Source organism: Streptomyces sp. NPDC058373 (assembly GCF_042723275.1).
Classification (GTDB): Bacteria; Actinomycetota; Actinomycetes; order Streptomycetales; family Streptomycetaceae; genus Streptomyces.
In genome coordinates this window covers 52,596-75,957 of the sequence record NZ_JBHXJE010000007.1, presented here as the reverse complement: position 1 = coordinate 75,957, position 23,362 = coordinate 52,596, and the positions used below count along the sequence as shown (strand labels likewise).

The 23,362-nt window shown below is 69.2% G+C and carries 14 protein-coding genes, 1 tRNA gene and 1 pseudogene; 11 read left to right on the top strand and 5 right to left on the bottom strand.

All coding sequences use genetic code 11. From position 1 onward, the window contains the following. Positions 1-173 precede the first annotated feature (173 nt). A complete protein-coding gene (locus ACFWMZ_RS06995) occupies positions 174-1,589 on the top strand; it encodes an NAD-dependent succinate-semialdehyde dehydrogenase (protein WP_383199873.1) in 1,416 nt (471 codons plus the stop codon). Positions 1,590-1,651: 62 nt separating this feature from the next. Here the strand turns inward: ACFWMZ_RS06995 and ACFWMZ_RS06990 are convergent, their stop codons facing one another. Further along, the gene (locus ACFWMZ_RS06990; protein ID WP_383178074.1) at positions 1,652-2,119 is read right to left on the bottom strand and encodes a peptidoglycan-binding protein; all 468 of its coding nucleotides are present in this window, start codon (positions 2,117-2,119) and stop codon (positions 1,652-1,654) included. A gap of 118 nt (positions 2,120-2,237) precedes the next feature. Continuing rightward, positions 2,238-2,630, bottom strand: a complete 393-nt coding sequence (locus ACFWMZ_RS06985) for a peptidoglycan-binding protein (protein WP_383199870.1) — start codon at positions 2,628-2,630, stop codon at positions 2,238-2,240. Positions 2,631-2,931: 301 nt separating this feature from the next. Between ACFWMZ_RS06985 and ACFWMZ_RS06980 the strand changes: the two genes are divergently transcribed. Next, on the top strand, positions 2,932-3,738 hold the full coding sequence (locus ACFWMZ_RS06980) for an SAM-dependent methyltransferase (RefSeq protein WP_383199867.1): 807 nt from the start codon (positions 2,932-2,934) through the stop codon (positions 3,736-3,738). 122 nt (positions 3,739-3,860) lie between these two features. Here ACFWMZ_RS06980 and ACFWMZ_RS06975 read toward each other — a convergent pair whose 3' ends face one another. Then, on the bottom strand, positions 3,861-5,096 hold the full coding sequence (locus ACFWMZ_RS06975) for a DNA sulfur modification protein DndB (protein ID WP_383199864.1): 1,236 nt from the start codon (positions 5,094-5,096) through the stop codon (positions 3,861-3,863). 244 nt (positions 5,097-5,340) lie between these two features. Here ACFWMZ_RS06975 and ACFWMZ_RS06970 point away from each other — a divergent pair, with 244 nt between their 5' ends. The 7 genes from ACFWMZ_RS06970 to ACFWMZ_RS06940 all read left to right on the top strand — a co-directional run bounded on the left by ACFWMZ_RS06970 (position 5,341) and on the right by ACFWMZ_RS06940 (position 20,417). Then, positions 5,341-7,416: an N-6 DNA methylase gene (locus ACFWMZ_RS06970; protein WP_383199861.1), complete on the top strand. Its 2,076-nt coding sequence runs from the start codon at positions 5,341-5,343 to the stop codon at positions 7,414-7,416. Between the two features lie 107 nt (positions 7,417-7,523). Next, positions 7,524-9,536 carry an N-6 DNA methylase gene (locus ACFWMZ_RS06965; RefSeq protein WP_383199858.1) on the top strand — a complete coding sequence of 671 codons (2,013 nt, stop codon included), beginning with the start codon at positions 7,524-7,526 and terminating at the stop codon, positions 9,534-9,536. Continuing rightward, positions 9,533-10,852 (top strand): restriction endonuclease subunit S, encoded by a 1,320-nt coding sequence (locus ACFWMZ_RS06960; protein WP_383199852.1) that lies wholly within the window; start codon positions 9,533-9,535, stop codon positions 10,850-10,852. Before ACFWMZ_RS06965 ends, ACFWMZ_RS06960 begins: the two co-directional genes overlap by 4 nt. After that, on the top strand, positions 10,849-14,025 hold the full coding sequence (locus ACFWMZ_RS06955; RefSeq protein WP_383199849.1) for a type I restriction endonuclease subunit R: 3,177 nt from the start codon (positions 10,849-10,851) through the stop codon (positions 14,023-14,025). The genes ACFWMZ_RS06960 and ACFWMZ_RS06955 overlap by 4 nt, the downstream gene beginning before the upstream one ends. A 289-nt stretch (positions 14,026-14,314) precedes the next feature. Next, positions 14,315-15,916, top strand: coding sequence for a protein kinase (locus ACFWMZ_RS06950; protein WP_383199846.1), 1,602 nt, complete (start codon positions 14,315-14,317; stop codon positions 15,914-15,916). 106 nt (positions 15,917-16,022) lie between these two features. Then, positions 16,023-18,185 (top strand): AIPR family protein, encoded by a 2,163-nt coding sequence (locus tag ACFWMZ_RS06945; RefSeq protein ID WP_383199843.1) that lies wholly within the window; start codon positions 16,023-16,025, stop codon positions 18,183-18,185. 81 nt (positions 18,186-18,266) lie between these two features. Then, positions 18,267-20,417, top strand: coding sequence for a UvrD-helicase domain-containing protein (locus ACFWMZ_RS06940; RefSeq protein ID WP_383199840.1), 2,151 nt, complete (start codon positions 18,267-18,269; stop codon positions 20,415-20,417). A gap of 187 nt (positions 20,418-20,604) precedes the next feature. On the opposite strand, the pseudogene ACFWMZ_RS06935 reads toward ACFWMZ_RS06940, so the two are convergent. Together ACFWMZ_RS06935 and ACFWMZ_RS06930 are read right to left on the bottom strand one after the other, a co-directional pair. After that, positions 20,605-21,417 (bottom strand): annotated as a pseudogene (locus tag ACFWMZ_RS06935) (family 43 glycosylhydrolase); the annotation flags it as partial. 186 nt (positions 21,418-21,603) lie between these two features. Beyond that, positions 21,604-21,675: transfer RNA gene (locus ACFWMZ_RS06930), tRNA-Arg, on the bottom strand. Between the two features lie 164 nt (positions 21,676-21,839). On the opposite strand from ACFWMZ_RS06930, the gene ACFWMZ_RS06925 reads away from it, so the two are divergent. Continuing rightward, the gene (locus ACFWMZ_RS06925; protein ID WP_383178121.1) at positions 21,840-22,295 is read left to right on the top strand and encodes a response regulator; all 456 of its coding nucleotides are present in this window, start codon (positions 21,840-21,842) and stop codon (positions 22,293-22,295) included. A 90-nt stretch (positions 22,296-22,385) separates the two neighbouring features. Beyond that, on the top strand, positions 22,386-23,360 hold the full coding sequence (nrtL, locus tag ACFWMZ_RS06920; protein WP_383199837.1) for an ArgS-related anticodon-binding protein NrtL: 975 nt from the start codon (positions 22,386-22,388) through the stop codon (positions 23,358-23,360). Positions 23,361-23,362: the final 2 nt, after the last annotated feature.

Sequence of the window (23,362 nt, the reverse complement as noted above, 5' to 3'; positions counted from 1 at the left end):
ACCGTGTGGCGGGTGCGGAGTGAGAGGCACCGGTTGCACCTGAGGCGCCTCCGGCTCCCCGTGGACACCGGCCGGACCCGGCCGAGGCATGGCATCGGACGGGCCCGGCGGAGCCAAGGCATGTCCGCGGCGGAGGGCCCGCGCCCCACCCATCAGCCGACGCGAGGTCACCCATGACGGAGCAGAGCAAGAGCACGTTCGCCACGGTCAACCCGGCCACCGGGAGGACCGTCGCGGAGTTCCCGCAGATCGAGGGCAAGGAGGTGGACGTCCGTGTCGAAGCGGCCCACCAGGCCTTCGGCGAGTGGCGTGCCCGCAGCATCGAGGACCGCGCGGCGGCCGTCGGACGCGCCGGCGAGCTGATGCTGGAGCGCAGGGAGGCGCTCGCCCAGATCATCACCGAGGAGATGGGCAAGCTGATCTCCGAGGCGCGCGGCGAGGTCGACCTGGCCGCCTCGATCCTCACGTACTACGCGAAGAACGGCCCAGAGTTCGCCGCCCCCGAGCCGCTGGACGTGGAGGAGGGCGAGGCGTACCTGGTCAGCGAGCCGCTGGGGGTGCTGCTCGGCGTGATGCCGTGGAACTTCCCGCTCTACCAGGTCGTCCGCTTCGCCGGGCCCAACCTCGTCCTCGGCAACACCGTCCTGGTCAAGCACGCCGGGATCTGCGCCCAGTCCGCGCTGGCCCTGGAGAAGATCTTCCAGGACGCCGGACTGCCGCCGGGCACGTACACCAACCTCTTCGTCGGCCACGAAGAGATCTCCCGCATCATCGACCACCGCGTGGTGCGCGGCACCTCCCTCACCGGAAGCGAGGGCGCGGGCGCCAAGGTCGCCGAACGCGCCGGGGGCAACATGAAGCCCAGCCTGCTGGAGCTGGGCGGCAGCGACGTCTTCATCGTCCTCGACGGGGAGAACCTGGAGCACACCGTCAAGGCCGCCGCCGCGGGCCGCCTGGCCAACACCGGCCAGAGCTGCGTCGCCGCCAAGCGCTTCATCGTCCTCGACGCGCACTACGACGCCTTCCTGGACGGCCTGAAGTCCGCCTTCGCCCAGCTGGAGCCCGGCGACCCGGCCGACGAGTCGACCACGCTCGGTCCGCTCTCCTCCGAGGGCGCCGCCCAGACCCTGGTCGAGCAGATCGAGGAGACCGTCCGGCAGGGCGCCGAACTGGTCATGGGCGGCAAGCGGATCGACCGCCCCGGCGCGTACGTCGAGCCGACCATCCTCACCGGCGTCGAGCCCGGCATGCGGGCCTACGCCGAGGAGCTCTTCGGCCCGGCCGCGGTCGTCTACCGCGTCGCCGACGAGGACGAGGCCATCGCCCTGGCCAACGACAGCGAGTACGGCCTCGGCGGCACCGTCTTCTGCGCCGACACCGACCGGGCCCGCCGCGTCGCCGAGCGCATCGAGACCGGCATGGTCTGGATCAACCACCCGACCTCCACCCAGGCCGACCTGCCCTTCGGCGGCGTCAAGCGCTCCGGTTACGGCCGCGAGCTCGGCCACCTCGGCATGCGCGAGTTCGTCAACAAGAAGCTCGTCCGCGTCCTCCCGCCGGGCACCGAACTCCACGGCATCGCGGGCTGACCCCTGCGGCCAGGGCGCGCCGCCCCCTCCGCACGGGAGGGAGCGGCGCGCCCTGGGGCGTGTCAGGGGGTCACGTAGATGTTCCCGCAGAACCGCTGGCCACCGCCCTGGAAGTCCCAGAGCATCGACCGCTGGGTCTGGAGCCCGTAGACCCCGTCCTGGGCGATCCCGGCCGCCCGCTGCACCGCGAGGACGCCGGCCCGGGTGCGCTCCCCGTAGATGCCGTCGACGCCGCCCGCGCCCAGATTGACCTTGTGGCAGCGTTCCAGCGCGTGCTGGAGCGCCTTGACCGCGCTGCCCGAGGAGCCGGGGCCGAGCAGGCAGTTGACCGAGCCGCCCGAGCTGACCGGGAGCGAGGCCGCCGGCGTTCCCCAGTACACCTTCTTCGTCTTGGCGCAGCTCGCCGCCGCCACCCCGGCCTCGCTCCCGGCCGGGGCCTCGGCCGCGACCGCCGGACCCGCGGTCGCCACCCCCGCCATCAGCAGCGCCGACACCCCCGCGACCGCCCATCCCCGCACGCGCCTGGTCATCGTCTCCCTCTCCCCGTCCCGTCCTGCCTTCTCCTGCCGTGTCACGTGGTCTCCCCTCCTTGTGTCCCGGTGTCCCGGTGTCCCGGTGTCGTGTGGTCCGACGGCCGGCCGCCGGGGCTCAGACCTTCCGCAGCCGGTTCCAGGTGTCGGGGCCGACGACGCCGTCGACATGGCCCGACCCCATGTAGTGCCCCTGGAACCAGCGGACCGCGGCCCGCGTGGCCGGCCCGAACTCCCCGTCCACGTTCAGCGGCGTGCTGTGGTACGCGTAGTACGCCGTGGTGTTGGCGATCAGCGCCTGCACCTCGCGCACCGCCGCCCCCTTGCTGCCCTGTGCGAGGACGACGGTCCGCCCCGCGTGGTGGCCGCAGTACCAGCCGACCGTCTGCGTCTTGCGGCAGTTCTCCGCCGCGGCGGCCGGAGCCGCCGCGGCCGTCGACGCGAGCGCGACCGAGCCGCTGAACAGCGCCGCGGCGGCCGTGAGCACCGCGAGGGATTTCCGTACGTTCATGGACCTACCGCTCTTCCCTGTATCCCGGTCTCCCGGGCCCTGGACCTCCTCGGCCTGCCCGTGCGGCCACCGTGGGCCGCCCGGTGCCACCACCCTCGCGGCGCCGCCCGGCCGCCACCACCCCTGCCCGCCGCTCTGGGACCGATATGGGTCGTCCCACGCCCTGACCTGCTCCGACACCACCCCACGCGGGACGCCGCGGAGCACCCTGGGACGCCACCACGCCTCGACCCGGCCTGCCGGCCGGAAGCGGAGGCGCAACTACCGCCACACATACGCGGATTGTGTGATGATCGGCCGCATGACGATCCCTGGGGACAACCTGTCCGCCCGCCTCCAGACCGACCGCCCGCACTCCGCCCGCGTCTGGAACTACCTCCTCGGCGGCAAGGACCACTACCCCCCGGACGCCGCCGTCGGCGAGCAGATCCTCACGACCTTCCCGGACTTCGCCGCCGTCGCCCGCCTCCAGCGCCACTTCCTCGCCCGCGCCGTACGCCACCTCGCCGGCGAGGCGGGCATCCGCCAGTTCCTCGACGTCGGCACCGGCCTGCCCACCGCTGACAACACCCACGAACTGGCCCAGCGCATCGCCCCCGAGAGCCGCGTCGTCTACGTCGACAACGACCCCCTGGTCCTCGTCCACGCCCGCGCCCTGCTCACCAGCACCCCCGAGGGCGCCTGCGCCTACGTCGACGCCGACGTCCGCGACCCCGCGCGCATCATCGCCGAGGCCCGCCGCACCCTCGACTTCGACCAGCCGATCGCCCTCACCCTGCTGGGCATCATGGGCCAGCTCTCCGACGACGAGAGCCCCGCCGCCGTCGTCGCCGACATCCTCGACGCCCTCCCCTCAGGCAGCTACCTCGCCCTCAGCGACGGCACCGACACCAGCGAGGCCCTCAACACCGCCGTCGCCGCCTACAACTCCCAGTCGGCCCACACGTACCACCTTCGGAACCCGGACCACATCGCCACGTTCTTCGAAGGCCTCGACCTGATCGCCCCCGGCGTCGTCCCCACTCCCGACTGGCACCCGGAACTCTCGACCTATCCGGGGCCGGCGGTCCGGGGGCACGCGGTTTGCGGGGTGGGGCGGAAGGGGTGAGGGGGTGAGTGGTAGGGCCGCGGGCAGCCGCCCCGCCACGGCCTCGGCATCAGACTGCCGCGCGCTGTTTACGACTTTGGAGTGGAACAGTGTCATCGTGCTGACGGTCCAACCCCATGGCGTCAGCCCGCCAGCCCACGCACCTTCCGGCCGGCCTCGGTCGACGGGTACAGGATCGCGTCCGCCACACGCCCGCCGGAATCCTTCACGCCGCCGCTGAAGTTGAGACGGCCGGACGTGCCCGTCTTGGCCGCGATGCCTTCCCAGTACACCGCCTCCCGCTCCCAGCGGACACTGGAGAGGAGCCCCCGCAGATCGTCCGGGTGGAGGCCACCGTTCATCGGGTCCGCCCACGGCATCGTCCGGTGAACGGCCACGCCGACGCCGGCGATGACGGCGGGGGCGGTGATCGCCTGGCGCGCGAGGAAGGCGGCCGCGTACTCGCTGAGGAGTCCAGCGAGAAGCGGGACGACCGTGCGCTCCACGAGGGATGCGTCGGCCTCTCGGGGCAGGTCGGCCTCGCCGATCGTTTCCGATGAGAGGTTCAGTCCGCCGCGCCCGAAGATGGTCGTGACGACCAGCGCCCGCAGGGCGGAGAGCGTGACCACTTCCTGGTCGGTGCGACCGACCTGACGCTTACTGGCGTTGACGAGCTTGCTGAAGGGGATGATGCGACCGTCGACTTCCACCTTGACGGCGTCAGCCACCCGATGGGCCAGGCGTGTCGCCAGATCCCGCTGATCCATCGACATGGACAGGTTCTTCGAGACGTCGACTCCCAAGACGTTCCGGTCGTGGAAGACCTGACGTGCGTCGGCGGCGGACAGCCCCAGATACATCTCGAACGGGATACGAACCGCCGCGAGCTGTGGATACGCGAGCCCGAACCGCTCCGGGTTGTCGAAGAGGTCGTGCCAGGCGGTGAGCTGTGTTTCCCCGTCGACCGCGACGACGGTGGCGCCGGGGGCCACGGTGATGGTCCGCAGCCCCGTCCCCGCGATCAGCTCCTCACTGATCGCCGCGACCTCACCGGCGTGCCAGAACGTGATGGGCGGCAGCGACCAGGCGTCGCCCCATTCGCCGTTGAGCCCGGCCGCGATGTACTCGGCGTAGGAGGTGGCGTTTCGGCCCTTTCCGGTCGCTTTCAGGGTGCGCTGCACCTGAGAGCGGATCTCTGCGTGCTGACGGACCTGGCCGGAAGCCGAGCTGAGTGCCTTGGGATCCTCCTCCCTGCGCGGTGACGGAACGATCTGGAGGAGGGCGGGTAGGGAGACCGTCCCGATCACCGCGTTCTCCCGGAACGGCATCACGGTGATGGGGGTCCCCTCGATCACCGTGGTCGGCATGGTCAGGCGCATGGTGTTCCTCCGTGGGGACGGCGCGGGAGCCCGGGGCGGGATCAGTACCCACCTCGGCATGCACGTTCCGTCACGAAGTGGTGACGGACGCAAGCTGATCCGAGTAAACAGTCATGTGAAAGCACTGTCAACCCTGTTCCGTGTGGTGGTAAGTGTTGTATGGTCCGGCGTAGTCACTGCCGCCCCACCGGGCAGTGCCACGGCCAGTCGGCCCCCCCTCCGCCACCAGGAAGCCGCCTCCCTCATGTCCCAGCAGCAGCCCACGCGCACCCCTCCGCCTCCGGCGCGGGTGACGGCCGCCGAGATCTCCCGCATCGCGGGGGTCACCCGCGCCACCGTCAGCAACTGGCGCCGCCGCCACGAGGACTTCCCGCCGCCCGACGGCGGCACGGAGAGCAGCCCCCTCTACGATCTCCATGCCGTCCGCGCATGGCTGCGGGGGCGGGGGCTGACGGCTGCCGCCTCTCCGGAGGAAGAGCTGCGCACCGCTCTACGTCTCCAGCCCGCCGACCCCGGCCCGTTGTTCGACCTCGTGGTGGACGTGGCGGAGGGAGGGCCGGGCGGGGGAGCACCCTCATCCTCCGCGCACGATGAGGCTTTGCTCGCCGCCTTGGCCCGTTGTGTCCAGGAGGCGGGGCCGTACGTCGCTCTCGACGTCGTCGCCGAGCGCGAACTGGAGGAGAGCGCGGCCGGCGGCACCTACCGCACTCCGGCAGAGCTGGCCGAGCTCATGGCCCGCCTCCTCCCCGCGGACACTCGGACCGTCCTCGACCCGGCCTGCGGCGGCGGCACCCTGCTCGCCGAGGCCGCGCGGCGTGGAGCGGTCGCGCTCCACGGGCAGGACCTCCTCCCCGTGCAGGCCCGGCGAGCCGCGGCCCGGCTGCGACTTCCCGGTCCTGAAGGCACCTCCGCACCGCGCGCTCAGGCGTATGTGGAAACGGGCGACAGCCTCCGTGCGGACGCCTATCCGGACCTCGCCGCCGACGCGGTCCTGTGCAACCCGCCCTTCGGCGACCGCGACTGGGGACACGACGAACTGGCCTACGACCCCCGCTGGGCTTACGGCGTCCCGCCCCGGGCCGAGTCCGAACTTGCCTGGGTGCAGCACGCGTTGGCCCACGTCCGGCCTAGTGGGTACGCCGTCGTGCTGCTGCCGCCCGCGCCCGCCTCCCGTGCCTCGGGCCGCCGCGTCCGGGCTGAACTGGTCCGCACCGGCGCCCTCCGCGCCGTGATTGCCCTTCCGCCGGGAGTGGCCCATCCGTTCCACGTCGGGCTTCAGCTCTGGGTCCTCCAGCGCCCGCACCCGAGCGGACCGGAGCGCCCCTCGGTGCTGTTCGTCAACGCAGACCCTGAGCCCCGAGACGGCGCGGCGGCGCGCCGGGCCACCGCGACTCCCGCCGACTGGGTAGAGCTGACCGGACGCGTTCTGACTGCCTGGGCCGCTTTCGCCGACGACCCCGCAGAGTACGCCGGTGAGCCTGCTGTCGCCCGCGCCGTGCCGGTGGTGGACCTCTTGAACGACACCGTCGACCTCACTCCCGCTCGCCATGTCCGCGCGACCACTGCCGACCTGTCACCGGAGGTCCTCGCCGCCCGGGTCGACGGCCTACGCGACCGCCTCACCGGAGAAGTCGCCGCCCTGCTCGCGGCCGCGGAACAAGTGGTGGGGGAATGGCCGCCCGCTGCGCCGACCGAAGGATGGCGTACGGCGACCGTCGCCGACCTTGTGCGAGGGGGAGCGCTGACCCTCCTGAAAGGTCCAGCGCCGTCCCCTCGTGACACGGCGGGGGCCTCTGCCGGGACCGAATCGGTCGCCGTGCCCGATCGCCGGGTGCTTACTGCGGAGGACGTCACTGCGGCCGCACCGCCCTCAGGAGCGGGCCCGCACTCTCACTCCGAGCCAGTCCATGTCATCGCTGCCGGGGACATCGTCCTGCGGACGTCCGCCTCCCGTAAGGGGCCCCGGGCCCGGGTGGCGGATACGCCGGATGTCGGCGCTGCACTCGGCCCCCACCTGCATCTTCTGCGGCCAGACCCGGCCCGTCTCGACCCTTGGTTCCTGGCGGGATTCGCTGCCGCCGAGGACAACGTCGCCACTGCCTCCACCGGCTCCACCATCGTCACCGTCAACCCGGGCCGCCTCCGCGTCCCCCTGCTCCCTCTGGAACAGCAGCGTCGCTACGGCGAGGCGTTCCGCCGCCTTCACGCCCTGCGGACAGCGGCTCGCCTCGCCTCCACGGCCTCAGAGGAAGCTGCGAGCGCCTTGGCGGCCGGACTAGCCTCCGGTGCGTTGGCGCCGCCGCCCGGCACCGCGCTCTGAGCCCGGACGCTCCGGCCGAATCGGCCCCTCCGCAGCCGGGCACCGACCACACTGAAATCTCCGCTCCGCCCGGGGCGGACGGACGGGAAGGAACACGGGGAACTCCCTTGGACAGCAGCAAGCACACGGAGTTGGCGAACCACGCCTGGTCCGTCGCCGACCTCCTGCGCGGCGATTACAAGCAGTCGGACTACGGCAAGGTGATCCTGCCTTTCACGGTCCTGCGCCGTCTGGAATGTGTCCTCGAACCGACACGGGACGTGGTCGCCGCCGAGGCGACCAAGTACAAGGAATTGGAGGGCTTCAACGCCGACAGCTTCCTCCGGAAGGCGTCCGGGCACTCCTTCTACAACACGTCCACGCTGACGCTGAAGAAGATCGCCGCCGACCAGCACACGGCCGCCGACAACCTCCGCATCTACATGGCGGCCTTCTCGGAGAACGCCCGCGAGGTCCTGGAGACCTATGAGTTCGGCCAGCACGTCAAGAAGCTGGAGGACGCCGGGCTGCTCTACCAGGTGATCGGTAAATTCACCGACCTCGACCTCCACCCGGAGCGCGTCTCCAACCACAACATGGGCTATGTCTTCGAGGAGCTGATCCGACGCTTCGCGGAGCAGTCCAACGAGACCGCCGGTGAGCACTTCACACCGCGCGAGGTCATCAAGCTCATGGTGAACCTCCTCATCGCCCCCGACGGCGACGCGCTCACCCTCCCCGGCACCGTCCGCAAGGTCATGGACCCGGCCTGCGGCACTGGCGGCATGCTCTCGGCGGCGGACGACTTCATCAAGAAGTTCAACGAGGACGCCGACGTCGAGCTGTACGGGCAGGAGCTCAACCCCGAGTCCTGGGCCATCTGCCGTTCCGACCTCATGATCAAGGGCCAGGACCCGGAGAACGTCGCTCCCGGCAATTCGTTCAACAACGACGGCCACGCCCGCAAGCGCTTCGACTATCTCCTCGCCAACCCGCCTTTCGGCGTGGAATGGAAGAAGGTCAAGGAGGACGTTGAGTACGAGCACAAGACGCTCGGCGAGGCCGGCCGATTCGCCGCCGGGCTGCCGCGGATCAACGACGGCTCGCTTCTCTTCCTCCAGCACATGATCTCGAAGATGAAGCCGGTGGACGCCCAGGGCAAGGGCGGTTCCCGTATCGCCATCGTCTTCAACGGCTCTCCGCTCTTCACCGGCGCGGCGGGCTCCGGCGAGTCCGAGATCCGCCGGTGGATCCTGGAGAACGACTGGCTGGAGGCGATCGTCGCCCTCCCAGACCAGCTTTTCTACAACACCGGCATCTCCACCTACTTCTGGATTCTCACCAACCGCAAGTCCCCCGACCACAAGGGCAAGGTCGTCCTCCTGGACGCCCGCGACCAGTGGGTCAAGATGCGCAAGTCCCTCGGTGACAAGCGAAAGGAACTGGGCGACGGCACCAACGGCCGCCCCGACCACATCGCCGACATCACCCGCCTCTACGGCGAAGCCGTCAACGCCGCCCGTGACGAGGACCACCCCATGCACGCCAAGGTCAAGGTCTTCGACAACGAGGCCTTCGGCTACCAGCGCATCACGGTCGAGCGCCCGCTCAAGCTCCGCTTCGAGGTGACCGAGGAGACCTTGACCGCGCTGGCGGCGGCGAAGCCGGTGCAGAAGCTGGCCGACGCGGACGCCTTCGTGGGGGCTGTACGGACGCTGCTGGGGTCCAGCTGGGCGACCAAGTCCGAGGCCTTCGTGGCCATGAAGGACGCGGTGGTGGCGGCTGGGCTGCAGTGGCCGAGCGGGGCGCCGTTCGCGAAGGCGCTGCGGGAAGCGGTGGGAGTGCGGGACCCGGAGGGCGAGGTGCAGAGGGTAAAGGGGGAGCCGGAGCCGGACGCGGACCTGCGGGACTTCGAGAACGTGCCGCTGGGGGAGGACGTCGAGGAGTACCTGAAGCACGAGGTGCTGCCGCACGTCCCGGATGCGTGGATCGATCACGCGAAGACGAAGATCGGGTACGAGATTCCGGTCACTCGGCATTTCTATGTGTATGAGGCGCCTCGGCCGTTGGCGGAGATTGATTCAGAGCTGAAGGTGCTGGAGGCACAGGTTCAGCAGCTGTTGGGGGAGGTCGTCGAATGAAAAAGATTAGGCTGAAATATTTGGCGCATGTCAATCCCTCAACTCCGGCATTTGAGAAGTTGAGTGAGGAAACGAAGGTCACGTTTCTTCCTATGGAGGCAGTTTGGCCGGGGGAGCGCCTAGATATTACGCGGCAGCGCACGAAGCGCGAAGTTGCTGCAGGCTACACTCGTTTCCAAGATGGCGACCTCCTGGTACCGAAGATCACTCCCACGTTCGAGGCTGGACGCGCCGTCCTCATTCGAAAACTGCTCGGCGGGGTGGGCGCTGGGACGACCGAACTCCATGTGCTTCGACCGAAAGAGCGAGTAGATTCTCGATTTCTTTTTTATGTCGTTAATACGCATAGTTTTCTAAAGCTAGGCGAGGCGGAAATGTATGGAGTGGCTGGGCAGCAAAGAGTGCCTGACGACTTCTTGCGAGATCTTCTAGTGTCTATCCCGAGTTCGGGGGAGCAGCGTCGCATCGCCAATTTCTTGGACGTCGAGACCCTGCGTATCGACAGGTTGCTCGGATTGCGGGAGGAGCAGGACGCCAAGTTGCAGGAAAGGCGCTATGCTTTTATTTCTGAAGAATTGGTTCCCGGCTCACTTGGTCGCGCTCCAAGTTCTGCCATGTACTCCTGGCTGCCGGACCTCCCCGGCGATCTGCCCTTGGTGAAGCTGGGCTACCTCTGTCGAATTCAGAACGGCCTTACGGTTGACGGCGCGCGCAATGTGACGGGCGACGTGGTTACTCGCCCTTACCTTCGTGTGGCAAATGTCCAAGCCGGCCGACTCGAGCTGAATTCAGTTAGCGAGATCGCGGTGCCGCGTGCGGTTGCAGATCGCTGCACCTTGCGCCGGGGTGATGTGCTGATGACGGAGGGCGGTGACCTGGACAAGCTCGGGAGGGGAGCTGTTTGGGACGGGGAAATTCCTGACTGTCTCCATCAGAACCATGTTTTCGCTTTGCGGCCGGATAGTGCGGTGCTGGACGCCCGCTATCTTTCTCTGCTCACGCAAACCCTTCATGGGCGCTGCTATTTCGAAAGTACAGGAAGTAAGACGACAAATCTCGCCTCCACGAACAGCAGTAAGATCTTGGGATTTCCCATTCCGCTCCCTTCGCTTGAAAGGCAAAAGCGGCTTGTTGCGCAGGTCGAAGAGGGAGTCCGGGTAATTGCTGAGGCGCGCGCTCTGCTCCGCAAACAACAGGCTCTCCTCGCCGAACGCCGCCAAGCCCTCATCACCGCCGCAGTAACCGGCCAGTTCGACGTATCCACCGCCAGTGGCCGCAACCTAACCGACGTAACGGACGGAGTCACCCGCGCATGAGCCCCGCCCACGACGAGAAGGCCTTCGGTTCCGCCATAGTGGCCGCCCTCTGCGAGCGGGGGTGGCGAGAGGGGAACCCGGCCGAGTACCGGCCGGACATCGGCCTGAACACCGGCGAACTCTTCGAGTTCATCGGCAAGTCCCAGCCCGACGAGTGGCACCAGCTCCGCCAGGTCTACGGCGATCCCAACGAGGCCCAGCGTGGCTTCGCGCAGCGGCTCGACAAGGCCATCTCCGAGAACGGCCTGCTCCACGTCCTGCGCAGCGGCGTGAAGGACCGCGGTGTCCTCATCCGCGTCGCCTACTTCAAGCCGAACCTGGTCGCCGACGACTCCATTCTGGACGGCTACCGGGCCAACCGCCTCACGGTCGTGCGGGAGCTCCCCTACGCGACCAAGCAGACGGACTGGGGGCACAAGCTCGACCTCGCCCTCTTCCTCAACGGCATCCCCGTGGCCACCGCCGAGCTGAAGAACCCGCTCACCGGCCAGGGCGTCGAGCGCGCCAAGGAGCAGTACCGCACCGACCGCGACCCGACCGAGCTGATCTTCACCCGCCGGGTCGTCGCCAACTTCGCCGTCGACCCCGACCTCGTCTTCGTCGCGACCCAGCTCCGCGGCAAGGCCACGCGCTTCCTCCCGCTCAACACCGGTTCGAACGGCCCCGGCCAGCCCGGCGGCGCCGGCAATCCCGTGCCGACCGCCTTCGGCACGTATGCCACCTCGTACCTCTGGGAGCAGCTCCTGGAAAGGGACAACTGGCTGGACCTGCTCCATCGCTACGTCCACCAGCAGAAGCACCGCACGCCGGGTGGCGGCTCCACCCGCTCCACCATCTTCCCGCGCTTCCACCAGTGGGACGCGGTACGCAAGCTGGCCGCCCACGCGGCGACCCACGGCGCCGGCCAGAACTACCTGGTGATGGCCTCCGCGGGTTCCGGCAAGTCGAACACCATCGGGTGGCTCGTCCACCGCCTCTCCGACCTCCACGCGGGCAACGACCCGCGCACCATCGACACCGAGGCGCTGGCAGCCGGGCGGATCGCACCCGGCGAACCGGTCTTCGACAAGATCATCGTCATCACCGACCGCCGCAACCTCGACGCCCAGCTCCGGGAGACCGTCGGTGGCTTCTCCCAGACCGAGGGCCTGGTGGTGAAGATCGACGAGAGGCACGGCGCGAAGAGCGAGCAGCTGGCCCGCGCCCTCGCCCGCGACACGGGCAAGATCGTGACGGTCACCCTCCACTCGTTCCCGGCCCTGCTCGACTACCTGAAGCGGAACCCGACCGAGCTGAAGGGCGGCCGGTTCGCCATCGTCATCGACGAGGCGCACTCGTCGCAGTCCGGTGACGCCTCCACGGCTGTCCGTTCGGCCCTCCGCGACCTCGGTCTCGACTCCGACTCCGACGACGAAGGCGCCACCACCGCGACCGTCGACGACCAGCTCAAGAAGAAGGCCGTGGAGCGCAGCCGCGCCGCCAACCTCTCCTACTTCGCCTTCACCGCCACCCCGAAGGCGAAGACGCTGGAACTCTTCGGCACCCCGGCCCCGGAGAACGGCAAGGAGGTCTACCGGCCCTTCCACACGTACTCCATGCGGCAGGCGATCGAGGAGGGGTTCATCCTCGACCCGCTCCGCAACTACGTCACCTACAACACGTACTGGAAGCTGGTGAACCAGAACCCGGACGAGTTGGAAGTCGACCCCTCCAAGGCCAACAGCCTCCTCGCCCGCTTCGCCCTCACCCACGACCACACGGTCTCCCAGCACGCACAGGTCATCGTGGAGCACTTCGTCACCCACTCCCGGGGGAGGATCGGTGGCCGGGCCAAGTCGATGGTGGTGACCGCCTCCCGGCAGTCGGCCGTGCAGATGGCGCGCGCGATCAAGAGCTACATCAAGGACCGTGAGTACGACACGAAGTATCCCGACCTCGGCGTACTTGTGGCCTTCTCCGGCTCCCTCACCCTTGACGGTGAAGAGACCACGGAGACCAAGGAGAACGGCGGTATCGCCGAGAGCGCCCTGCCGAAGGCGTTCGGTTACACCCGGGCTGACGACAAGGCGGTCAAGGCGGGCGGCAAGGGCGACTCCGAGTACAAGATCCTGGTGGTGGCGGAGAAGTACCAGACCGGTTTCGATCAGCCGCTGCTGACGACGATGTACGTCAACAAGAAGCTGACCGGTATCTCCGCGGTCCAGACCCTTTCCCGGCTCAACCGCACTGCCGAGCGCAAGTCCCAGGCCGACCTGGCGGTCCTGGACTTCGTCAACGGCGCCGAGGACATCCAGGACGCCTTCCGCCCGTACTTCGAGGAGGCCCAGACCCTCCCCTCGGACCCCAACCTCCTCTACACCGCCCAGGGCCGCGTGATGGCGGCCCCGATCATCACCGAGCAGGAGATGGACGAGTTCGCCGCGGCCTACTTCGCGGCGATGGAGAAGGCCGCCGGCTCGCAGGCCAAGTGGGAGAAGCTGCACGCCGAGCTGTACCGGCTGCTGGGCCCGGCCGTGGGGCGCTTCACTGCCCTTCTGGACGATCCGGACGACGACGACAGCGTGGAGCTGGCAGAGGGTTTCCGCGCCGACCTGCACGACTACGTACGCAAGTACGGTTTCCTCGCCCAGATCGTGCCCTACCAGGACGCCGAGCTGGAACGCCTCCATCTGTACGGCCGCCACCTCCTCAACCGCCTGCCCCGCCGCTCCGATGGCGGCGTGGACGTCGGAGAGATCGACCTCAGCCACCTGCGGGTCGTGAAGACGGGCGAAGTGGACGTCTCCCTGAACCCCGAGGGTCCTGCGGAGCTGAAGGGCTTCGGCGACGGCACCGGCGGCGCCCAGGAGGCCGAGAAGTCGCTGCTGTCCGAACTGATCGACAGGTTCAATGAGAAGTTCGGCACCGATTTCACCGAGGCGGACGTCCTGCCGGCCTTCCTCGCCACCAAGGAGGACCCGAAGGTCAAGGCCGCGGCCCTCGTCAACGACGAGGAGAACTTCGCCGTCGTCTGGGACAAGAAGTTCAACGAGAACATGATGGATCACATCTCGCACACCGCGGATCTGGGCCGCCGCTACTTCGCCGCCGACTCCAGTTTCAAGTCCAACCTGGATCGCAGCGCCCGCCGCGCGGCCTGGCGGATGATCCGCGACGAAGAGGGCTTGGGCTAGCCGACGGATACGGATCCGGCGCGTCGGTGGGGGCGCGCCGGATCCCACGCCGTGACCCCGGGCGGCTCAGCCATCAGCGGGAAGAGGGTCGCGCTGCGCGTGGCTTCACCCGCCCCTTGGGCGAACAGGCCGTCCAGCTTGTCCGAGTGGTACGCGCCCTTCGCCCCACCGGCCATGCCGCAAAGGCTGGACGGAAGATCACCCCGCCCGCGAAACTGAAAGCCACCAGACGAGCACCGGCCCCGGCGCAGTACGGGCGCCGGATGAGAATTAGGGGACGTGGGGCGCAGTGCCGGAGGAGCCGATTGCGGGACGCTACGAACTCCTGGAGCCGATCAGCAGCGGCGGCATGGGCCACGTGTGGCGCGGGTACGACGCGGTCCTGGACCGCCCCGTCGCGGTGAAGCTCATCCGGCGCGAGTCCGTCACCTCCCCCGCACTGGCCGTGGAGTTCGAGAAGCGCTTCCAGCGCGAGGCGCGGGTCACCGCCCGCATCCAGCACCCCGGTGTCCCGCAGGTCTTCGACGCCGTCCTCGACCAGAGCTTCCAGCACTTCTACCTGGTGATGGAACTGGTGGACGGCATCACCCTCAGTAAGTACCTCCACCGCGCCGCCGGTGAGGAAGCGCCGCTGCTTCCCATCGGTTGGGCGGCAGCCGTCGCGGCCCAAGTCGCCACCGTGCTGTCCTGGGCCCATGACGTGCCAGTCGTCCACCGCGACCTGAAGCCGTCCAACATCATCGTCGCTCGCGACGGCACCGTGAAGGTCCTCGACTTCGGCATCGCCGCCATGCTGCGTACCGACGTCACCAAGCTGACCGCGACCGGCAGTCTGCTCGGCACCTACCAGTACATGTCGCCCGAACAGATCCGCAAAGGCCAGATCACCCCCCGAGCGGACCTGTACGCCCTCGGCTGCGTGCTCCACGAACTTCTCAGCGGTCAGCTTCTGTTCAACGGTGAGGGGGAGTACGCGCTGATGACTCAGCACGTCACCCAAGCACCCACCCCCCTCCGACAACTCCGCGCCGAGGTGCCCACCGAGCTCGAAGACCTCGTCCTGCACCTCCTGCGCAAGGACCCGGAGGGACGCCCGGCCGACAGCCAGGAGGTGTACGAGCGGCTGCGTCCCTTCCTTCCCGCGCCAGGGGAGGGGCCGGCGCCTCAGGAGGGCGTTCCGGAGCAGTTGCCCGACCCCACCCGCCTCTTCCGACAGCCCTACGCCCCACGGCCGCGGGCTGCCGCACTGCCGCCACACCCCGTTCCGGGCGCCCCGGCGGTGTCGCCACCCGCCCCCGGCCTCCTCTCCGAAGAGCTGCGCGAGGAGATCAGAGAAGTCCACGTCCACTATGACGCCCTCATGGACGAGGAGCGCTACGCGCAGGCTGCCGAGGTCGCCGGTGAGATGGGCGACCGTGCCGCCCGCGCCGTGGGCACGGACAACAGAGCCGTGCTTGCCCTGCGCACCCGGCGTGCCGTCAGCCTGCTCCTCGGTGGCGACTTCCGTGCGGCCCTGCCGGAGTTCGAGGCCCTGGCCGACGCCTACACCCGCACCGTCGGACCCACCGGCAGGCAGGCCCTGGACTGCCGGGCCCAGGCCGCCCGCTGCCGCGCCGAACTCGGCCAGACGACGCGGGCACTGGCCGACCTCCGCGCGGTCCTCGACCTGGTGCGCAGAACGGAGAGCGACGTCAGCGAAGAGGCCGTCGTCCTCCGCCGCGACATCGCCATGCTTCTCCTCGCCCAGGGCAACACCGGCGAAGCCCTGGCCCTGCTTGAGCCCCTCCACGCCGACCTGCTGGTCGTCCAGGGGCCGGACGACGAACTGACCGTCGAAGTCGCTGATGCCCTTGCGGTGATCCGCTTCGGGCCAGATCTTCAACAGGGCTGATACGCAGATACAACACTCAGCAGACACGGGTGACGATGTGCGATCATCCGATCTACGAAGGGTGACAGCGACGTAAGACGCGCGGCCCTTGGGGAGGGAACAACACGTGAGCGCGAAGAAGACCTCGGCTTCCCAATCAGATGTGGCACTCCAGGTGCGCCAGGTGGAGAAGGCACTGCGCACCACCTATGAGGGCCTGCTGGATGTCGGCGACCTGGAGGGGAAGCCCGAGCAGGAGCGTACCCCTCGGCTCCTCTCGCGCGCCCTCACCGCGCAGGCGGTGCGCATGGTCACCGGCTGGAGCCCGCAGGAGGCGGCCTACACCGTCATCGACGGAATGGCGGACCAGGGCATCGACGCCATCGCCGTGGTGGAGAAGCCCGAGAGGCACGTCTATCTCGTCCAGGCCAAGTGGAGCGCCAACGGGCGTGCTTCGAGTGATCGTTCCGCGGTCCAGGAGCTGCTCACCGGGCTTCGCCTCATTGATGATGAGGACTTCGCGGAGTTCAACCCGCGCGGGCGGGTACTTGCCGAGCGGGCCAAGGCCGTGATGGCGAGTGGGCCCGTCGCCGTCACTCAGGTGATCGTGCTGATGAGGGCCGACGACGTCACCGAGGGCTTCCGCCAGGCCATCAAGGTGGGGGAAAGCGAGTTCAACCGAAACGGCGAGGTCCTCGACCACCGCATCATCCTCTCTCGCGAAGTATGGGCCTCGGTGCGCGAGGACATCGCTCCCAAGAAGGTCGATCTCGACGCGGAACTCTTCCCGTGGTACTCGGTCAGCTCGCCGCACGTCTCCTACCAGGGGCAGGTACCGGCCGAGTGTGTAGCTGAATGGCTCAACCACGGCGACAGCCTCTTCAACCTCAACATCCGCAACCCGCTCGGCCGCACCCCCATCAACAGCGCGTTGATCCAGACGCTGACCGAGGAGCCGGGCAACTTCTGGTACTTCAACAACGGTGTGACCGTGCTCTGCGAGGAGGCGGAGAAGACCCACCAGTCCATGCGGGCTCCGGAGAGGTACCCGCTCGGGCTCACCCTCCGCAACGCCAGCGTCGTGAACGGAGCCCAGACCGTCCGGTCGGTCGCGGAGGCGCTGGCTGACGGTGACGACGCGGCCGTAGCCCAGGTCGGCGTCCGTATCATCGTCACCGGAAAGTCCGAGAAGTTCGCCAAGGAGATCACCCAGGCCACCAACCGGCAGAACAAGGTGGAGCCGCGCGACTTCATCGCGCTGGACCCGGTGCAAGCCTCGCTCATGGAGGAGATGCGCGCCGAACTCGGTCTGGACTACAGCGTCCGCCGCAGCGAACTCGAACCTCCGGAGGAGACGGGCTGCTCCGTCGTCGAGGCCGCCTGCGCCCTCGGCTGCGTCCACTCGGACAGTCAGTACGCGGCCCGTATGGCGGTCACCCTGGACGTGCTGTGGGAGAGAGGCTCCCAGGGCATCTACGACGTGCTGTTCCGTCCGCAGCCCAGCCCCTACCTCGTGTGGAATGCCGTCCAGGTGCTGCGTACGGTACGCAAGACCCTGCACCGACTTCGCCCCCGCTACGAACGCCGGGGAGCCGCCCTGACGGAACACGGCGTATACCTCCTTACGCATCTGGTGTTCCGCCTGTTGGACGCCGAAGCCATGGACGAGCCCGACCCCGGGCTCAGCTGGGCCGAGTCCGCGACGAGCCGCGCTCCTGAGCTCGTCGAACAGCTCTTGCCGGTCCTGGCCGCCGCCATCGACGCCCGCTACACCTCGCGGTCCCAGATCCGCGCCGTGTGCGCCGACGCCGACCGATGCCGCGAGCTCGCCGACGACGTCGTCAACGCTCTGCGGGAACCGCAGAGCGGACCCGTTCCGGACACCTACCGCCGCACCAGTACCCAGCGGAAGCGGAGGCGGCCCAACGCCGTCAAGGTCATCATCGACCACGGCCTCCTCCCGGAGGAGACGCCACTGACCCTTCACACGGCCTTCCCCGTGGAGCAGGCCGCTCTCAGGGAATGGCTCGAAGAGGACCCCCGCCGCTCGCGCGCCACGTGGCTGAACCACCGGACCAAGCCGCTCCTCTGGGCGGCCGACGGCAAGCAGTACTCGCCGTCCGGGCTCATCACCCACATGTGGGAGCTGGCCGACTGGAAGAACCGGCCGGTCGCCAACCAGGGCCCGGCCCGCTGGGCGGTCAAGGGAGGAGACACTCTGGTCGACCTCGCCTGGCGAGCTCTGGAGGAGCTGGAGAATGCGCCCGATGACGAGTCCGCGACCGACTGACAGCGGCCCCATCGAGGGGGTGGGGCACCGCTCGACGCGCCCCACCCCTGCGAGCACGCCTTCCCGAGGAGAGCCCCACCCGTGCCCCACCTGGCCTTCGACATCGCCTTCTGCGCCCAGCTGAACAAGCTCCAGCCCACGGTCAGACAAGGTGTCTTCGACGCCTGGGAGAAGTTCGAGCGGCTCACCCATGATCAGCTCCGAAAGGACAAGGGGTTGCGCCTCGAAGCGCTGACGGGGGGCAAGGACAAGAACAGCCCCATCCGGACCATCCGCATCTCCCAGGGCATCCGCGGCGTCGTCCTGGCCCCGGACGGCGGTGACACCTACGTCCTGCTGAGGGCCATGCCGCACGACAAGGCCATCGCCTGGGCTCTGAAGCAGAAGGCCAGCATCAACACCGTGACCAGGGCGGTAGAGATCCGCGACATGGCCACCCTGGAGCAGCTCACTCCGGCGTATGAGCGCATCGCACCCGAGCCCGAGCGCCGGCTCTTCGCGAAGTTCTCCGACGGCGACCTCGCCGCCCTGGGCGTCGACGCGACCACCCTGCGCCAGGCCCGTGCTCTTACCGACGTGGAACAACTGGAGGTCTTTGCGCCGCTCTTCCCCCAGGACCAACGTGAGGTCCTCGAGTACCTGGCGGCCGGATTCACCGTGGAGGAGGTCTGGCGCGACGTCGTCTCCCTCCATCTCGCAGAGCAGGCCGATACTCAGCCGGTCGATCCCACGGACTACGACGCCGCCATCCGCCACACCCGCACCCGCATCGCCGTCGTCACCGCCTCCGAAGAGCTCCGCGACATCCTTGACAAGCCTTTCGAGGCATGGCGGGTCTTCCTCCACCCCTCACAGCACAAGGTGGCCTACCGGCCCTCGTACTCCGGCCCCGCTCAGGTGACGGGTGGCCCCGGCACCGGCAAGACCGTCGTCGCCCTGCACCGTGTTCGCCACCTCCTGCGCCATCTCCGCGAGGGCGAGCGCATTCTGCTCACCACCTACACCACGTCCCTCGTCGCGGCCCTGCGCAACGGCCTCTCGGGTCTGGTGGAGGACGAGGAGCTGCGGGACCGGGTCGACATCATGACGGTCGACTCCTTCGCCGGCCGCATCGTTTCCACCTCCCGAAGGCCGATTCGCTCGCAGGAGGAGACTGCCCGTTGGGAAGCCGCTGCGGTGGCTACCGGGTACACCGGGACGCCTCAGTTCCTGGCCCAGGAGTACAAGCACGTGGTTCTCGCCCAGGACATCCGTGACGCCGAGGCGTACGCAGGCGCCGTCCGTAAGGGCCGGGGGAGTGCCTTGCCCGCCTCGGCCCGGGCACTCGTCTGGCGCACCATCCAGGAGTTCACCGAGAGGCTGGCCGCCGACCATCTCCGCACCTATCTCGGTACCTGCGCCGAGGCAGCCGACCGGCTACGCGCCACAGGCCCCCGGTACCGTCACGTCGTCGTCGACGAGGCCCAAGACCTCCACCCCGCCCAGTGGCGCCTGCTCCGGGCCGCGGCACCCGAACGCCCTGACGACTTGTTCATCGCCGGCGATCCTCATCAGCGCATCTACGACTGCAAGGTCTCCCTGAAGGGTGTCGGAGTCAGGGTGGCCGGACGCACCACTCGGATGCGCAAGAACTACCGTTCCACCCACGAGATCCTCAGTTGGTCGACGGCGCTCCTCCATGGCCGCCCCTTCGAGGACCTCGCCGACGACTCCCGCCACGACACACTGCTCGGCTATCGCTCCTCGCTTCGAGGTAACGGACCCGAGGCCCACCAAGCGGACACCTCCGAGGCCGAACTCGCCGCCCTGACGGCCCGAGTCCGAGGCTGGCTCGACAACGGCGTCCGGCCGTCCGAGATCGGTGTCACCGCCCGTTTCAAGAAGAACGGCGACCAGGCGGTCGAAGCCCTCCGTGCCGCAGGTATCCCCGCTGCCCGTCTCCAGGGGGGCACCGCACCAGCCGACGCCGTCAATGTCGGCACGATGCACGCGTTCAAGGGCCTCGAGTACCGGTACGTCGCCGTCATCGGCGTGCGCGAAGGCGCGCTCCCCTATCCCAAGGCGATCACGCCACCCGAGATCGACGGCCTTCAGCACGAGACGGACCTGCTCGCTGAACGCTGCCTTCTCTTCGTCGCCTGCACCCGGGCCCGGGACGGGCTGTACGTCTCCTGGACGGGAGAGCCGAGCCCGTTCCTTCTGGAGGCAGGGACGGTAGCGGGCTCTGCGTGATCGCTGGGCCGCCAGCTCCGGAGCCCGTCGCCCCGAGGCGTCCTCCGTCTGACCGACCAGTTCCCCAGCTCCACGTCAGCGTCGGCAGCCAGGGCCACCTCAACGCCGCCTCGGAGTTGGAGAACTGGCTCGAGGGCAGAGCCCTCCTCGGAGACCTCCTGGCCAGGTGAAGGCGGGGCCTACTGGCCTACTCGAAGTACTTCGGACTCCACCCGGTGTCACTCTCCGCCCCGGGCACCCCGCTCCGCCGGTACGGCGTCTCGCCCCACCAGGCGAACGTGCCCGTGTACCAGTACCGGTTCTCCCACGCGTACGGAGTCCCCTTCGGCAGGGCGTGGAACATCGACGGGAACCGCGGCCCCGCGGGCGGGCTCGTCCCGATGTCCCCGTCGACCAGTACGAAACTGTGGTGCCCGGGCCCGTCGACGTACAGCGTCGGGTCCCAGCCCTGCATCATCGTCTCCCGGTGCGAGCCGAAGAGGCAGCCGTTGGACTTGTACCAGTCCCAGACGTACGTGGGGTCGCCGCCCTTCCGCAGCCGCAGATCGGCGATGCAGTACTGGTCGCTCCAACTCCCGTTGGCCGAGTACGCGATGTGGAGCTGTCCGTTCGGGTCCACGACCGGTTCGGGCCCCTCGTTGATGAACGGGTTCCCCACCACCCGCTCCCAGCTCTCCCGGGGCTGTGAGATGACGTACCGCGGGCCGGCCGGCTCGGTCGGACTGTTCATCCGCGCGAGGTAGAGGTTCCGCTCGACGTCGGTGTCGCCCTCCCACCCCGACCAGACGAACCACCGCTGCCCCTCGAAGGTGAACAGCGTCCCGTCGATGGCCCACTTGTCGTCCGGCAGAGCCAGCTTCGTCTCGGCGCCGTACCCCTGGTCCGCCTGGCCCGAACTGATCACGTACATCCGGTGAGCGGCCCCGCGCCCCGCCGTGAAGTAGATGTAGTACCACCCCCCGTCCCGCACGATCTCCGGCGCCCACACCTCCCCGAGCCCGAGAGGCCGCCTCGGCGCCCGCCCTGGGCGCTCGCGCAGACACTTGGGGAGGGGGGCTCATCGGCTGCCCCGCGACGTACCGAAGGCGCGGCTGTGCTCGCTTCGGGCGTACCCAGCGGCACATACGCGAAGACCCCGGCCTCAGCGTTTCCGCTGACGACGGGGTCTTGGGCACTTCGTTCAAAGTGCCCCCGGCAGGATTCGAACCTGCGCACACGGCTCCGGAGGCCGTTGCTCTATCCCCTGAGCTACGGGGGCGTCCGCCGGTGTTGCTCGGCGACGGGTTGAACACTACCAGCTTGTCGGGGGTGGGTCGGAACGGGTTTCGCGGTGGGATGTGGCGGGTCACCCGCAGGGGGCGGAAGTGCGGAAAACAGGGGCGGCGGGGGAGGGGGCGTCCTACTCTCTGGGGTGTGCCAGGCATGTGCGGCCGAGTGCTTGTCGTCGACGACAACAAGGTGATTCGGCAACTGATCAGGGTCAACCTTGAGCTGGAGGGCTTCGAGGTGGTGACCGCGGTCGACGGTGCCGAATGCCTGGACGTGGTACACCGGGTGCGGCCGGACGTCGTGACGCTGGACGTGGTCATGCCCCGGCTCGACGGGGTGCGGACCGCCGCGCGGCTGCGGGCCGACGAGCGGACGCGGGACGTGCCGATCGTGATGGTCAGCGGGTGCGACGGGGGCGGGGTCGCCCAGGGTGCGGCCGATGCCGGGGTGGACGCGTTCCTTGCCAAGCCGTTCGACCCCCAGGAGCTGGTGCGGGTCGTCGGGCAGTTGCGGGAGCGGCGCAGGGCGCCGGAGGCCCAGGACTCCGGTGACCGGGGTGACGAGGACGAAGGCGAGTTCCCCGAGGGTGCGGGACGCGCCCAGGGCTGAGACCGGGGCCGCGCCGGGCGCGAGCCCCCACCCAGCCCACCATCCGGAACCAATTCGCCTCAGCGCCCCCCATCTCCCTACCCTTGCCCTGTGACCCCCGCCGACCTCTCCCGTGCCGTGCTCAGCGCGGTGCGTTCTGCAGTGGACGGGGGAGAGCTCGCGGTCGTCGTGCCTGAGCGGGTGGTGGTGGAGCGGCCGGGGCCCGGTGGGGCGGGGGAGTGGGCGAGCAATGTGGCGTTGCGGCTGGCCCGTGAGGCGGGCAGGCCGCCGCGGGAGGTCGCCGAGGTGCTGCGCGGCAGGCTGGTCGCCGCCCCCGGGATCGCCGGGGTCGAGGTGACCGGGCCCGGGTTTCTGAACGTGACGCTCGCCGGGGACCCCGTCGGCGCCCTGGTCGCCCGGATCGCCGCCGAAGGGACCCAGTACGGCGAGGGGGACGCCCTGCGCGCGGCCGCGCCCGTCCGCCTGCCGGACGGGACCGAGGTGCGCGCGCTGCTCGTCGCGGAGGCGGCCGGGCGGCTGGTGCGGGCGCAGGGCGGGATTGTGCGGGGCGGGGGAGCGGTGCCGGTGCCCGCCGATCCGGAGCGGCAGAGTGAGGCGCTGCTCGGCGCGGACGGGTTCCGGTGGGCGCTGCTGCACGCCGCGCCGCACGACGTGCCGCACGGCGCCGAGGTGCTGGAGCAGCGGGCAGGCAATCCGCTCTTCCGGGTGCGGTACGCGCATGCCCGGAGCCGGACGTTGGTGGCCAACGGGGCCGCGCTCGGGTTCGTTCCCGAGGCGGGGCCCGTGGCCGGGTCCGCCGCGCGGGTGCTCACGGGGCTGCTCGGGGAGCAGCCGGCCGTGCTGGCGGCCGCCGCGCGCAAGGGCGCGCCCGACCGGCTCGCGCGGCAGCTGGTCACGCTCGCCGACGCCTTCTTCGACTTCCACGACGGCTGCGACGTGCTGCCCCGTGGCGGGGAGAAACCCGGGGCCGCCCACCGCGCCCGGCTCGCGCTCGCCGAAGCCGCCGGGACGGTGCTCGCCGGTGGCCTGTCCCTGCTCGGCATCAGCGCACCCGACCACCTGTGACC